Source organism: Vibrio sp. La 4.2.2 (assembly GCF_027586995.1).
Taxonomy (GTDB): Bacteria; Pseudomonadota; Gammaproteobacteria; order Enterobacterales; family Vibrionaceae; genus Vibrio; species Vibrio mediterranei.
On the sequence record NZ_JAPPTJ010000003.1, the window covers coordinates 573,494 to 587,442 of the forward strand.

Here is a 13,949-nt window from a genome sequence, read left to right on the forward strand (position 1 = left end):
AATTAACGTAGTTGGCTATCTTTACTCGCCCGACGATTAAACAACGCCTGACGTTGAGTTAAGTGCTCTAGCGATTGCTGACATTGAATACAAAATCTCACACCCTTTATCGCTATGCGTCTCGCTTCAGGAATCAACTCCCCACACTCATCACAATAAAGCGCACTTTCTCCGCGACTCGCCGCGCTTCTTACCCGTGAAATCTCATCGTCAATGGTATTTTGAATTTGTTGGCTGACACTATCGTCATTTGCCCACCCTACGGCCATATGCCCTCCTCAGTTAGGTCGAGAAATGAATACTTACCGTGGTAAGGCGGACATTATAACTATTGGGGTTAGGTTAATAATCAGTCGAAATCAGGAAAGACTATTACATTGTTGTAATAGTTAAATCAGACGTCGCATACCTACACAAGGGGAAAGTTGACTTCTAGATATAAAAAAGCCCGGCAATGCTGGGCTTAATAATTAGTAGGTTATCATTAACCGATATGTGTTGCGCCACTCATGTACTTTTGAAGTACAGCTGGAATCGCGATACGACCATCTGCTTCTTGGTTGTTCTCTAGAATAGCAACCATAGTACGGCCAACCGCTAGGCCAGAACCGTTTAGAGTGTGCACCAGCTCAGGCTTCTTTTCACCTTTACGGCGGAAGCGAGCTTGCATGCGACGAGCTTGGAAATCCCACATGTTTGAGCAAGAAGAGATCTCACGATACGTCTCTTGCGCAGGAACCCAAACTTCAAGATCGTAAGTTTTACGAGCACCAAAGCCCATATCACCAGTACAAAGTACCACTTTACGGTATGGAAGTTCTAGCAACTGAAGTACTTTCTCAGCATGACCTGTTAGCTCTTCAAGCGCGTTCATTGAATCTTCTGGCTTCGTGATTTGTACCAATTCAACTTTATCGAACTGGTGCATACGAATAAGACCACGAGTGTCACGACCATAAGAACCCGCTTCAGAGCGGAAACAAGGCGTGTGCGCCGTCATCTTAAGTGGCAAGTCCGCCTCTTCAGAAATAGTGTCACGAACTAAGTTCGTCACTGGCACTTCTGCTGTCGGGATAAGAGACAGTTTACGTGGCTCTTCATCGCTCGCTTTTTCAGTTAGTGGCTCAGTGTGGAAAAGATCTTTACCAAACTTAGGTAACTGACCAGTACCAAACAGGCTGTCCGCATTCACTAGATAAGGAACATACATTTCTGTATAGCCGTGTTCTTCCGTGTGAAGATCCAGCATAAACTGAGCGATTGCACGGTGAAGGCGAGCGAATTGGCCTTTCATAACGATAAAGCGTGCACCAGTAATCTTCGTTGCGCTAGCAAAGTCTAGACCATCACCCATCTCACCAAGATCAACGTGATCCTTAACTTCAAAGTCGTAAGACTTAGGCTCACCCCAACGTGAGATTTCTACGTTGTCGTTTTCATCTTTACCTTGAGGAACGTCGTCCGCTGGCAAGTTAGGAACAGACAGTGTGATGTCTTCAAGTTGAGCCATTACCGCAGTGAGCTCTTCTTTCTTCGCTTCAAGATCGCTACCTAGTGTACCGATCTGCTTTTTGATCTCTTCAGCGCCTTCTTTGTCGCCTGCAGCCATTTTCTGGCCGATCTGCTTGGAAATGGAGTTACGCGTGGATTGTAAATTCTCAACTTCTACTTGAATGGACTTACGTTGTTCTTCAAGTTTACGGATAGTCTCTACGTCTAGCTTGAAGCCGCGACGTGCTAATTTTTCAGCTGTTTCATCCAGCTCTGTACGAAGTAATTTAGAATCCAGCATTGCCAATCCTATGCTTTTTAGTTGTGAATACCTCTACAACTGATTACTTTCCAACCAGTTGTAGATATTGATTTGTTAACCGGATAAAGATAACTAAAAGCCACTACTTTTCATAGCGCTTTTGTGGGCTTTTTGCGTCTAAATCCGCCAGATAATCTAACTTTTCGCCAATTTTGGTTTCGAGACCACGATTTGTTGGCTGATAATAGCGAGTTCCTTCCATTTCGGGCGGAAGATATCGTTCACCAGCCGCATACGCACCCGGCTCGTCGTGAGCGTACCGATACTCTGCTCCATACCCCATATCTTTCATCAGTGAAGTCGGTGCATTTCTAAGATGATGCGGGACTTCATATTCTGGTAGGTTATGGGCGTCAGTTAAAGCCTGTTTCCACGCGGTATACACGGCATTACTTTTTGGAGCACATGCCAAATAGACAATCGCTTGAGCGATGGCCCTCTCACCCTCTGCGGGTCCGACACGAGTGAAACAGTCCCATGCAGAAAGTGCAACTTGCATCGCTCTAGGATCAGCGTTGCCTACATCCTCTGACGCAATGGCTAATAGGCGGCGTGCGATATAGAGAGGGTCACAACCCGCCGCTATCATGCGTGCAGACCAATACAGCGCCGCATCTGGGTTTGACCCCCTAATGGACTTATGTACCGCAGAAATCAAGTCGTACCAGATATCGCCTTTATTATCGAAGCGATTGACTTTCTCACCTGCCACTTCCGCTAACAGAGCTAACGTAATGTCCTTCTCACCTTGAGCATTATCTTCGGCCATATCGTAGAGTAGCTCTAGGTAGTTCAGCGACATACGCGCGTCGCCATTAACCAGCTCCGCTAAACGCTCCAGAACGTTGTCATGGAAATTTGCCGCGATAGTTCCCAAGCCTCGCTTTTCATCATCTCTTGCTTGCTCCAGTACCAATAAAATATCGGCTTTGTCCAAAGACGTCAGTTTGTAGACTCGAGCTCGAGACAATAGTGCATTATTAAGCTCAAATGACGGGTTTTCGGTGGTCGCACCAATAAAGGTTACTGTGCCGTCTTCAATATGAGGTAGAAACGCATCTTGCTGGCTTTTGTTAAAACGATGGACCTCGTCCACAAACAGAATCGTTCGTTTACCAGCCAGCTTGTTCTCGCGAGCTCTTTCGATAGCCGCACGGATATCTTTAACACCTGACGTCACTGCCGAGACTCTTTCTACCTCTGCATCCGCATAATTTGCAGCCACTTCAGCAAGCGTCGTTTTACCTGTACCTGGTGGGCCCCAGAGAATCATTGAGTGCAATTGACCCGCTTCAAGCGCACGTCGAAGCGGTTTTCCCACACCCAGAATGTGCTGCTGACCAATATATTGCTCAACATTTTCTGGGCGCATTCTAGCAGCAAGGGGACGAAAGTCTTCGTCCCCTGAAAAGTCAAAACTGAAATTACTCACGCAATCTCCTAGTTCCTTTGGTCGTCCACTTCGACGCCATTAGGAATCACAAAGGTAAATCGGTCGGCAGAAGGTTTGCCTACTTTAATGTTGTCAAACGCAAAGGTTCCTTTCTGACCATCTTGCTCAATAACATTAAAGCCATGCACAATACCTTTGCTATCAATATTAATCTGGAACTGCCCCTGTGTTGAATCAACAGCAGTAGGAATCAGAGTAAATACGTCGCCCTTTTGATTGACGTTGTAATTATCCCAGTCACTGGCGCGATTACGAGTTAATAATACAAACGGGGTTTGCTCGGTCGCTTGCTCCTGATTGTAAATACTGACTTGCTCTATAAATGGGCTGTAGTACCACAAGTTGTTGCCATCTGATACCAAGACATTTTCGTCAGGCATGGTTGTCACCCAGCGGAACATGCTAGGACGTGATATTTCAACATTGCCCTCGCCTTCCATCACGACCTCACCTTCAGGGCTAGTAACTTTTTGAGTGAAGGTAGCACTAAATCCGTCGTTTAACTGTAGTCTGTCGCTTAGCTCCTGCTGAGGCGTCGCAGTTGCTAGAGCAGAAAAACCTAGCGTGGAAAAGCTCAAAGCGGCGAGCGTTAACCATTTCTTCATGTAGTCTCCTCAGAGCTTATCAATCATCATTAATCTTTAGGTGGCGGCGGTGCGAGTACCTCGCGATTACCATTATGGCCTGGCGCACTAACAATGCCTTGCGCCTCAAGTTGCTCTACGATGCGAGCGGCACGGTTGTAGCCAATCTTAAATCGTCTTTGTACGCCTGATACCGAGCCTCGACGAGACTGAACAACATGCTCGACTACTTGGTCGAACAACGGATCCATCTCTTCATCACCTTCCATTTTTTCACCTGGAAGTAGAGTTTCTGGTGATTGTTCACCGCTGGTAATCTCTTCAATGTAGTTAGGTTTACCACGAGCTTTCCAGTTATTCACCACCGCATGCACATCATCATCTGATGCAAATGCGCCGTGAACACGCGTGGTATGACTTGAACCAGGAGGCAAATACAACATGTCACCCATACCTAATAGCGATTCCGCGCCGCCTTGATCGAGAATGGTTCGTGAGTCTGTTTTCGTCGATACCGTAAAGGCCACACGTGTTGGGATGTTCGCCTTAATAAGACCAGTGATAACATCAACAGAAGGTCGCTGCGTCGCAAGAATAAGGTGTACACCTGCCGCACGTGCTTTTTGCGCCAAACGAGCAATCAATTCTTCAACCTTCTTGCCAACTACCATCATCAAGTCAGCAAATTCATCGACGATAACGACGATGTAAGGCAGTTTCTCGAGTAATGGCGGCTCAGGATCCATACTGTCCCCAGCTTGCCACAATGGATCATGAATTGGATGTCCAGCCTCAGCAGCCATCTTAAGTTTGTCATTAAAGCCTTTAATGTTACGCACACCTAATGCCGACATTAACTTGTAGCGACGCTCCATTTCTCCTACACACCAACGTAGTGCATTGGAGGCGTCTTTCATATCCGTCACAACTTCAGATAATAGATGAGGGATACCCTCATAGACCGATAGCTCAAGCATTTTTGGGTCGATCATAATAAAGCGAACGTCTTCTGGTGTCGCTTTATATAGCATACTCAGAATCATAACGTTCACACCGACCGACTTACCCGAACCGGTTGTACCTGCCACCAGTACATGAGGCATCTTCGACAAGTCTGCAACGACGGCATCACCTGCGATGTCTTGACCAAGTACGACTGTAGTAGGAGATTTCGCTTCAATGAACGCTTGACTGCCCACTACGTCAGAGAAGAAGACAGTTTGACGAGACATGTTCGGCAGCTCTAGTCCAACATATGGTTTACCAGGGATAACCTCCACCACACGAACTGCCATTGCTGACAGTGAACGCGCTAAGTCCATCGACAGACCTGAAATACGACTCACTTTAACGCCCGGAGCAAGATCAAGCTCAAAACGGGTGATAACTGGACCTGGGAAGATGTCCACCACTTCGGCTTTTATCTTGTAGTCAGCCAATTTCGATTCAACCAAACGAGCGATGTTTTCTAATGCCTCGCGGTCAATGAAATTCTCACGCTTCTCTGGATGGTAAAGAAGTTCCAAGGTCGGCATTGGCTCTGCTGGCTTAGGAAGATTCTGCTCTTGCTGTACTAAGAACGGATTCATCTTAGCCACTTGTGCTTTTTGAGCATCTGCGACTAAGTTCTGGAACGCAGCGGAATCTGGGTCGACCGCTTCAGGTTCAGGCTCATTACTTTCTTGAGGCACTGAAGCGTGCGACGTTTCCTCTTGCTCGAGCGCATCAATATCGAATGTAGGCTCTACATGGGTACGAGACGGTTCAACTTCAAGTTCCTCAAAATTCCCCAACTCGCTACTTGCTTTAGGCACCGGCTCTGATGGAGTAATGTTAGTCGCCTCATCAACAAGATTTGTGTCCACCGATATAGCTTGCGTTGTCGGCTCACTCACTTCCCATGGCATGGTATCGATATTGACACTCTCAGTCGCAGTTTCAGCCTGAGCGGAGGTAGACGATAACGCTGCTGCTCCAATGGCCGTAGAGGTTAGTGGTATAGAGGCATCCAATTCCGGCTCATCATTATCTTGTGCAGCAAAGTCATCACTAGAGCGCGCCGCCATCTCGAGTTCTTCGATGGTAGCGCCCAATTGACGAGTTCGTTCAACCTGAGGTTCGTTGCTGGTCTCAGAATGAACCGATGGCTGCTCTTGTACTGGGGCGTCAAATACAGACGTGATCGGCTCAATAGTCGGTGCTGCATGATGATATTCTGGCTCTGTTTCAACTTCAGACTCAGGGATTGTCATCGTCGGCTCAACACGCTGTGTGTCCGTGTCTAGCTGTTGCCAATCCGAAGAGAACAGTGGGTCGAACTCTTCTTCTTTGTTTGATGCGGGTTGAGCCGCGACAGTGTTAACTGGTTCTGGTACATGGATGTTGTATTGTTTCTTCGCAACCGGCGCCGTATCTACTTGGTCGGTTTCAGACTCATTCGCTTCTGCGGAGAAGTGTGGCATATCCTCAGCCGGCTCTTCTCGCTCAGGCTGCGATAAAACAGGCTCATACACTTCTTCTTTGGTACCACGTGCTTTATTAACGACGTTGGAAGACATAGACAGCACAGAATCGCCAATCCATTCGACAATACTAAGCCATGAGACACCGGTTAGCAGCGTAAACCCAGCACCCCATAGAAATAATAGAACAATGGTTGTGCCAAGTACGTTAAGCGTAGGTAGAGAGAGGCTCGTCAGAACATCACCAATTACGCCGCCCGATGAAAAATACCAGATATCATCGAAGTTGATATCTGCAAGACCGCAACTGGTTAAGATGAGTATCACCAGACCGAGGATACGCGTTCCCCAGATCATCAAGTCAATTTCATCGTCTTCATCGCGATTGCGGAAAAAGACCCAGGCACTAAAAGCCACAATGAATGGTATTGGGTATGCCAAAGAACCAAAGACAAAAAATAAGGTATCCGCCAACCACGCTCCGACAATCCCCCCTGCATTTTGAATGTCTCCTCCCCATGAGGTCTGTGACCATGAAGGATCGGCAGGGTTAAAGGTGAATAGCGCTACAGCGAGTAGAATGGACGTAAGCACAGCCAAGATAAAGCAACACTCTCTCAGCCGTTGAAATCCGTTTAGGCGAAGCGCGTCTTGCTCTTCGCTCGTCTTGATAATCGTTTCGACTCTTTTTTTGTCCTGTTTGAACATAACCAACATCTAATTATTGAAAACAGCCCGAGCGGCAAAAGCCGCTCGGTGTATTCATTGATTTAACCACATCAAGGATTAAAACCCAATTTAGGTAGAGAATAAAGCATGGATTTTCATTACTTTAGTCAGCTTCCTGTAAGACTTACTGTAACTACAGTTTAGCGGGTTTTAATCACAAGTTGGTTGGTTTGCTTCACTTCTTCCATTACAACGTAGGTACGAGTGTCATTGACGCCCGGTAGACGAAGTAAGGTATCCCCAAGAAGCTTACGATAAGCACCCATATCCGACACCCTTGTTTTCAAAAGATAGTCGAAATCACCAGAAACTAGGTGACACTCTTGAATGTCATCCAGCTTTTGTACTGCAGTATTAAACTGCTCGAACACATCCGGCGCACCGCGGTTCAGTGTAATCTCCACGAAAACAAGTAGTGACGCATCTAAATATTGAGGGTTAAGAAGAGCAGTATAGCCCGTAATATATCCCTGTCTCTCAAGTCGACGTACACGCTCTAGACACGGAGTAGGAGAAAGCCCCACTCGTTTAGAGAGTTCGACGTTTGAGATTCGACCATCTTTCTGCAACTCATTTAGAATGTTGCGGTCAATTCGGTCTAGTTCCTTGGACGGCTTCTTATAGTTGTCTGCCATTTTTTATTCCACCTTGTTACTTCCTTGCAAAAAAATATACTACAACTCTGTAATATTCAGTATCAAATTTTGTTTATTAGCTTCTATACTAGTACGTAATTCGACAATAACACCCTACAAACAGTTAATACAACCACAATATAATGAGGAGTCAGGATGATAATTGGCGTACCTAAGGAAATTAAAAACCACGAATACCGTGTTGGTATGGTTCCAGCAAGCGTTCGAGAACTAATCTCAAACGGCCACGATGTTTACGTTGAAACTAACGCTGGCGTTGGTATCGGTTTTTCAGACGATGATTACATCGCTGTAGGCGCATCCATTCTTCCTACCGCTGCTGACGTTTTCGCGAAAGCAGAGATGATTGTAAAGGTCAAAGAACCTCAAGCTGTCGAGCGTGCTATGTTACGCGAAGGACAAATATTATTCACTTATCTTCACCTAGCACCAGATTTTCCACAAACTGAAGAGCTAATCAAGAGCAAAGCTGTCTGCATTGCTTATGAGACTGTAACAGATAATATGGGTCGCTTGCCACTATTAGCACCAATGTCTGAAGTCGCTGGGCGAATGTCTATACAGGCTGGTGCACAAACACTCGAAAAGTCCAATGGTGGACGTGGTCTACTCCTAGGTGGCGTACCTGGTGTAGAACCAGCGAAGGTCGTCGTCGTTGGCGGTGGCGTAGTGGGTTCTAACGCTGCACGCATGGCTGTTGGTATGCGTGCAGACGTCACAATCCTCGACCGCAATATTGATACATTACGCGTTTTGGACGAAGAATTCCAGGGTCGCGCAAAAGTCGTTTATTCTACTGAAGATGCTTTAGAGAAGCATGTTCTAGAAGCTGATCTTGTCATTGGTGCTGTTTTAGTACCTGGTGCTGCTGCACCTAAGCTAGTCACCAAAGAACATATCGCTAAGATGAAGCCTGGTGCGGCAGTCGTTGACGTTGCTATCGACCAAGGTGGTTGTTTCGAGACATCGCACGCAACCACTCATGCGGACCCAACTTACATTGTCGATGATGTGGTTCACTACTGTGTCGCAAACATGCCTGGCGCAGTTGCACGCACATCAACCTTCGCACTGAATAACGCAACTCTGCCTTACATCATCAAATTGGCGAACAAAGGCTATCAACAAGCGCTGACTGAAGACAAAGGCTTCCTAGATGGCTTGAACGTTATTCACGGTAAAGTGACTTGTAAAGAAGTAGCAGAGAGCTTCGATCTAGAATACGTAGAACCAGCAACTGCTATTGCGATGTTTAACTAATCGCAAATCTACTTTGAACGTTATGTTCTAAACCTCTAAAAGTTAAAAACGGGCGTCATGCCCGTTTTTTAATGCGCTCTCTTCGCGTGAATCAGAATATTTCTTGGCGTCACACTGGACTCACAAAATGTACTGAGCCCAACATTATACCCCTGCTCTTGTAAATATATGGCTTTGTCCAAAGCTAGCCACACTTCCAATGGTCGCCTGAAAACGCCTTGTACTACGCTTAATGCTTCCATTTGCCAATATCGTCGGTGGCCCATTTGTTCAAAATGGCCAAAATCAACATCAGGTAGGTCGAGTTGCTTATTACGAGCCGCCCATTCGCACAATGCTTTAAAACCACTCGATAGCTGCGATTTTTTTATGCTCGGTATAGGTAAGTAGCCTTCACTTAACTTATGACTCTGGCATAAAGCATCAAAGCCTAAACGAAACACCATCTCTTGTTCACGATGACGACGAACACGCTCTCCTCCTGTTACAGTTTCTTGAAGTGGGATTCGCAACTCATGTTTACTTAGTGATAGTTTTGCGGCCTTCCCCTCTTTGGACAATGGCGAGTAATTATCTCCTTGGATAAGGTGATAACAACACGGTGATATCGTCAGTGCGGATAAATGATGCTCTACGGCATGTTTAATAAGAGTAACGTGTAGATCGCCACATGCATGAAGCGCAACAGCATGTTGAGTTGGCTTAAAGACCAATTTAGATTGCGGAGAAAAAGCATCGCCTTGAACAAACCGCATGGGTAACGCGCGTTTATCGGCTTCTTCCTGCCCTACTTTGCAAAGTGCTGATTGAAACTCAAAGCTTGTAACGGACTGCTTCGACTCTGAAGCCAATAACCGCCCTAAAAATCCTTTCCCTGAGCACCACTCTAGCCATTCATTGCCAGCATGGTCATTCAAACACGCCGTTGTCATCTGCTTTATTTGTTCTAGTTTACGGCCAGGAATCCCGGCATCGAGACCTCTTGGCAACACAAGGTCCTCCGCCGAATGCATTGAGCGAAGTTCAATTGCGATATGAGCAGTTCGAACATCGGAAATATACGGCTCTAACGCTTCAATGGCGCACTCAGTCGATGATTTGAGTTTCAGTATCTCTTGCGGGGACAGTGTTTGGAGCCATTCAAACAATTGAGGCGCTGACTCTCGCCATAATACTTGTTCAGAGATCACTTGATGAAAAGGATCATAGCGCCAATAGTTTTGATGACGAAGAAGAAATGAAGTGATGTCTGCAAACGACTGATGCATTTGCGTCCCCCTATTCCCGGTGCAATGCGTTAATCGCACCGATTGTAGGAGGAAGTCTTCAACAACGAAAGGAGTTTATGCTATCGAACGGGTAAGTCGATATCTTTAAACATCTCTTCAATCTCCACATTGGACTTGAGAGAGATGGCTTGTTCAACAACTGGGCGAGTCAAATGAGGAGCAAAACGCTCCATGAAATCATACATATACGAACGCAGGAACGTGCCTTTTCTAAAGCCAATACTGGTAGTACTAGCACCAAATATATGGCTTGCATCAATGGCGACAAGATCGGTGTCTTGCGATTCGTCCATGGCCATACTAGCAATAACACCTACACCAATCCCCATTCTTACATACGTTTTAATGACATCAGCGTCAGTTGCAGTAAAGACTACTTTAGGCGTCAATCCAACCTTGTTAAAAGCAGTATCAAGCTCTGAACGACCCGTAAAGCCAAATACATATGTTACCAATGAATACGCAGCTAAATCTTCAATGGTGATCTGTTGTTTCAGTGCCAAAGGATGGTCTTTTGGTACCACGATAGAGCGATTCCAGTGGTAGCAAGGCAACATGATGGCGTCCTGATAAAGATGCAATGCTTCTGTCGCGATAGCAAAGTTAGCGGTGCCTTTGGCAATCGCCTCTGACATTTGTGACGGTGTACCTTGGTGCATGTGCAGAGACACTTTAGGATAACGAGCCGTAAATCCTTTAATGACTTCAGGAAGCGCATAACGAGCTTGCGTATGGGTAGTCGAGATATTAAGCGTTCCCATTTCAGGGTGAGTATGCTCACCGGCAACCGCTTTTATACTCTCAACTCGAGAAAGGATTTCTTGAGAGATACGAATGATGTCTTCACCAGCCGTAGTCACTTGCGTAAGATGTTTGCCGCTGCGCTCAAAAATCTGAATACCCAACTCGTCTTCTAGTAAGCGAACCTGCTTACTAATACCCGGTTGAGAGGTATAAAGACTCTCTGCCGTGGCAGACACATTCAGGTTATGGTTCACTACTTCGACAATGTATTTTAACTGCTGTAACTTCATCGGCTTCTCATCATCCTTGTTGATATTGCATTGAGCCCATCACAACTCAAAACAAGCATATAATTATTAGTTATAACGAATTACTAGAAAGATTAACAGTTTTTTTGACTACAAAATGCTCATTTGCATTTTTGCTGGATGAAAAGCTATCGAATTCCTTGCTTTATGACCGAATCGACAACTTAGCAGTGTTGATGCTTTTGTCTTTGGTGTATCCTGTTTATCGAATTGTAGGGAAACTCATTGTAGATACAAAACGTTATGAATATTGGTTTAATCATCGCACTGGTTGCACTGTTGCTTGTCCTGATCCTTGGGTACAACATCATGCTGCAGTACAAATTAAAGGCGGAAGCGACACGACGTCAAGAATCCGCTCGCTACGTAGCCTTAATTGATGCTACTGAAGAACTGATAAGCGGTGCTAGTTACCTCCCTTACAGCAAAGAATTGATGCTTTGCCTTCATAATCGCATTCTCGATGCTCTAATGAACATGTATGAGCTCGATCCTAAGAATAATCACCTTGCCCAAAGAGTTGAGTCTGCCAAAGGTCAAGTTCAGCAGATTCAAGACAGTTATGAAGGTAACGACGCTACATCGTTTAAAGTACCAACAAGCGATAAGCAAGCCATTATCATGCTTAAACTGGTTAAGCGCCTACGAGACACTGTTCGCACTGAACACAATAAAGGCCGGATGGATACCCAGTCGTATATGGTTGAGAATGCTCGACTCGAAACCATTCAGATTCGAATCAATATCGAAAATGTGGTTAAACGCGCTCACGAATCTATCGCAAAAGGTCAACCAGGTACCGCCGCTCAACTGCTTAAAAAAGGCATTGATGCGCTAAGCACAAAAAATGACAACTACTCGATGCAAGCCAAAGAGAAGCTGTCTGAAATGCTAGAGCAACTTCAAAATAGCCGACAAGCTAAAGCCGAAGAAAAACAACAACAAACCAACAGGGAGCGTGATGACGACATCAATGCACTGTTTGGTGAAAAGAAAAAATGGTAATCTTTACCGGTTCAAAAAAGGTCGCTTTGGCGGCCTTTTTCAATTAGTTCAACGAAAAATATTATGATTACTTCATCTCAAATAGACGCGATTCTTTCTCCGATTAATCAGTTCCTACAATGTTCAACGCCTCACGAGTGGGTTGAAGAAGCAAAAAAGCCCGACAACCTACCTACCATACTTATCGACCACTTACTGTGTGAGTTGAAAGCTGGTCAGTCAGCAATGTTCCTGATTCGCAAATACGCGGTAGATAAACAAAGCGCCGCTGTGTTGTTTGATTGGTTTAAGCCTTATGAAGAGTTTGCATATCGCCGTATTGGTAATATGGAATCACTGCGTGGTAAGAGCAATATTTCTAAGTCCATTATCGCCAAGTCCGACTCACCTTATAGCCAAGACTTAATTGATAAAATGGTGCTACTGATTAAGGAAGAGCTGCATCACTTCTATCAGGTATTGGAAATCATGGAACAGCGTGGTATCGCTTATGAACCAATACCCGCAAGCCGATATGCGAAAGGATTACTATCGAAAATGGCAACTTATGAGCCTAATACCTTAGTAGACAAGCTCATTATTGGTGCCTATATCGAAGCTCGATCGTGCGAACGTTTTGCTAAGTTGGCACCTCACATGGACGACGATATCGCAAAATTCTACATATCACTATTGCGTTCGGAAGCACGCCACTACCAAGACTACTTAACGTTGGCAGAGCAGGTAGCCGGCGAGGATATCAGTAAACGAGTAGCTTACTTTGGTAAGATCGAGGCGGAGCTAATTTCGTCTCCAGATAATGACTTTAAATTCCATAGTGGAATACCAGCTTAAGTCTATTTAGTAAGCAACATAAAAAAGAGCCAACATCTTATCGACATTGGCTCTTTTCTTTTTAATGGCTTAGCAATTTGGTTTAACGCAAAGACGCATTGATGTCTGCTAGAACCTGAGCTGGGTTTTCTGCTTGAGTAATTGGGCGACCAATCACAAGATAATCAGAGCCCGCCTGAATCGCCATATCTGGTGTCATGATACGTTTTTGGTCACCAACTGCAGCACCTGCTGGACGAATACCTGGAGTAACGAGTTTAAACTCTTTGCCAAGTTGTGCTTTTAGCATGCTAGACTCTTGAGCAGAACAAACCACCCCATCCAAACCAGCATCTTTGGTTAAGTTAGCCAAACGAAGAACGTGCTCCTGAGGCTCAACATTAATACCGATACCCGCGAGATCTGACTGCTCCATACTCGTCAGTACAGTCACACCAATAAGCAGCGGTCGGTCTTTACCATAAGGTTCTAGAATCTCACGAGATGCCGCCATCATACGCTCACCACCGCCAGCATGGACGTTTACCATCCAAACGCCCAACTCTGCTGCAGCTCGTACTGCTTTCGAGCAAGTATTAGGAATGTCATGAAACTTAAGATCTAGAAATACAGAGAAGCCTCGTTTATGAAGCTCTCGAACGAACTCAGGACCAAATAGTGTGAACATCTCTTTGCCCACTTTTAGTCGGCAAGAGCTTGGGTCAATTCTATCGACAAAAGCTAATGCATCGGCTTGGTTATCATAGTCCAGTGCAACAATCACTTTTTGGTCAATCATTTTCGCTCCTCGTTGAAAGTTGAGTTTTACTCAA

12 protein-coding genes are annotated in these 13,949 nt (G+C 45.4%); 3 read left to right on the forward strand and 9 right to left on the reverse strand.

The window, feature by feature from the left end:
* Positions 1-2 precede the first annotated feature (2 nt).
* The 6 genes from OH456_RS08950 to lrp all read right to left on the reverse strand — a co-directional run bounded on the left by OH456_RS08950 (position 3) and on the right by lrp (position 7,676).
* Complete coding sequence (locus OH456_RS08950; RefSeq protein ID WP_171389250.1) at positions 3-269, reverse strand: DksA/TraR family C4-type zinc finger protein; 267 nt, start codon at positions 267-269, stop codon at positions 3-5.
* A 215-nt stretch (positions 270-484) separates the two neighbouring features.
* On the reverse strand, positions 485-1,792 hold the full coding sequence (gene serS, locus OH456_RS08955; RefSeq protein WP_006074062.1) for a serine--tRNA ligase: 1,308 nt from the start codon (positions 1,790-1,792) through the stop codon (positions 485-487).
* 103 nt (positions 1,793-1,895) lie between these two features.
* The gene (locus OH456_RS08960; RefSeq protein ID WP_216613685.1) at positions 1,896-3,185 is read right to left on the reverse strand and encodes a replication-associated recombination protein A; all 1,290 of its coding nucleotides are present in this window, start codon (positions 3,183-3,185) and stop codon (positions 1,896-1,898) included.
* Between the two features lie 68 nt (positions 3,186-3,253).
* Entirely contained in the window at positions 3,254-3,871 is a 618-nt protein-coding gene (lolA, locus tag OH456_RS08965) for an outer membrane lipoprotein chaperone LolA (protein ID WP_006074059.1), read from the reverse strand.
* 29 nt (positions 3,872-3,900) lie between these two features.
* Complete coding sequence (locus OH456_RS08970) at positions 3,901-7,020, reverse strand: DNA translocase FtsK 4TM domain-containing protein (RefSeq protein WP_270033297.1); 3,120 nt, start codon at positions 7,018-7,020, stop codon at positions 3,901-3,903.
* Between the two features lie 161 nt (positions 7,021-7,181).
* A complete protein-coding gene (gene lrp, locus OH456_RS08975) occupies positions 7,182-7,676 on the reverse strand; it encodes a leucine-responsive transcriptional regulator Lrp (protein WP_004734558.1) in 495 nt (164 codons plus the stop codon).
* A gap of 156 nt (positions 7,677-7,832) precedes the next feature.
* On the opposite strand from lrp, the gene ald reads away from it, so the two are divergent.
* Positions 7,833-8,957 (forward strand): alanine dehydrogenase, encoded by a 1,125-nt coding sequence (ald, locus tag OH456_RS08980; protein WP_006075567.1) that lies wholly within the window; start codon positions 7,833-7,835, stop codon positions 8,955-8,957.
* A gap of 68 nt (positions 8,958-9,025) precedes the next feature.
* Here the strand turns inward: ald and OH456_RS08985 are convergent, their stop codons facing one another.
* Positions 9,026-10,225, reverse strand: a complete 1,200-nt coding sequence (locus OH456_RS08985) for a methyltransferase (RefSeq protein ID WP_270033298.1) — start codon at positions 10,223-10,225, stop codon at positions 9,026-9,028.
* Between the two features lie 80 nt (positions 10,226-10,305).
* The gene (gene cysB, locus OH456_RS08990) at positions 10,306-11,280 is read right to left on the reverse strand and encodes an HTH-type transcriptional regulator CysB (protein ID WP_031496747.1); all 975 of its coding nucleotides are present in this window, start codon (positions 11,278-11,280) and stop codon (positions 10,306-10,308) included.
* Positions 11,281-11,541: 261 nt separating this feature from the next.
* On the opposite strand from cysB, the gene OH456_RS08995 reads away from it, so the two are divergent.
* Both OH456_RS08995 and miaE read left to right on the forward strand, forming a co-directional pair.
* Positions 11,542-12,303 carry a DNA repair protein gene (locus tag OH456_RS08995; RefSeq protein WP_270033299.1) on the forward strand — a complete coding sequence of 254 codons (762 nt, stop codon included), beginning with the start codon at positions 11,542-11,544 and terminating at the stop codon, positions 12,301-12,303.
* 63 nt (positions 12,304-12,366) lie between these two features.
* Positions 12,367-13,137, forward strand: coding sequence for a tRNA isopentenyl-2-thiomethyl-A-37 hydroxylase MiaE (gene miaE, locus OH456_RS09000; protein ID WP_270033300.1), 771 nt, complete (start codon positions 12,367-12,369; stop codon positions 13,135-13,137).
* Positions 13,138-13,219: 82 nt separating this feature from the next.
* On the opposite strand, the gene pyrF is transcribed toward miaE, so the two are convergent.
* Positions 13,220-13,915, reverse strand: coding sequence for an orotidine-5'-phosphate decarboxylase (pyrF, locus tag OH456_RS09005; RefSeq protein WP_006075561.1), 696 nt, complete (start codon positions 13,913-13,915; stop codon positions 13,220-13,222).
* Positions 13,916-13,949 lie beyond the last annotated feature (34 nt).

Coding starts and splice junctions, on each gene's coding strand:
- OH456_RS08950 (WP_171389250.1), bottom strand. CDS start 269: ATGGCCGTAGGGTGGGCAAATGACGATAGTGTCAGCCAACAAATTCAA.
- serS (WP_006074062.1), bottom strand. CDS start 1,792: ATGCTGGATTCTAAATTACTTCGTACAGAGCTGGATGAAACAGCTGAA.
- OH456_RS08960 (WP_216613685.1), bottom strand. CDS start 3,185: ATGCGCCCAGAAAATGTTGAGCAATATATTGGTCAGCAGCACATTCTG.
- lolA (WP_006074059.1), bottom strand. CDS start 3,871: ATGAAGAAATGGTTAACGCTCGCCGCTTTGAGCTTTTCCACGCTAGGT.
- OH456_RS08970 (WP_270033297.1), bottom strand. CDS start 7,020: ATGTTCAAACAGGACAAAAAAAGAGTCGAAACGATTATCAAGACGAGC.
- lrp (WP_004734558.1), bottom strand. CDS start 7,676: ATGGCAGACAACTATAAGAAGCCGTCCAAGGAACTAGACCGAATTGAC.
- ald (WP_006075567.1), top strand. CDS start 7,833: ATGATAATTGGCGTACCTAAGGAAATTAAAAACCACGAATACCGTGTT.
- OH456_RS08985 (WP_270033298.1), bottom strand. CDS start 10,225: ATGCATCAGTCGTTTGCAGACATCACTTCATTTCTTCTTCGTCATCAA.
- cysB (WP_031496747.1), bottom strand. CDS start 11,280: ATGAAGTTACAGCAGTTAAAATACATTGTCGAAGTAGTGAACCATAAC.
- OH456_RS08995 (WP_270033299.1), top strand. CDS start 11,542: ATGAATATTGGTTTAATCATCGCACTGGTTGCACTGTTGCTTGTCCTG.
- miaE (WP_270033300.1), top strand. CDS start 12,367: ATGATTACTTCATCTCAAATAGACGCGATTCTTTCTCCGATTAATCAG.
- pyrF (WP_006075561.1), bottom strand. CDS start 13,915: ATGATTGACCAAAAAGTGATTGTTGCACTGGACTATGATAACCAAGCC.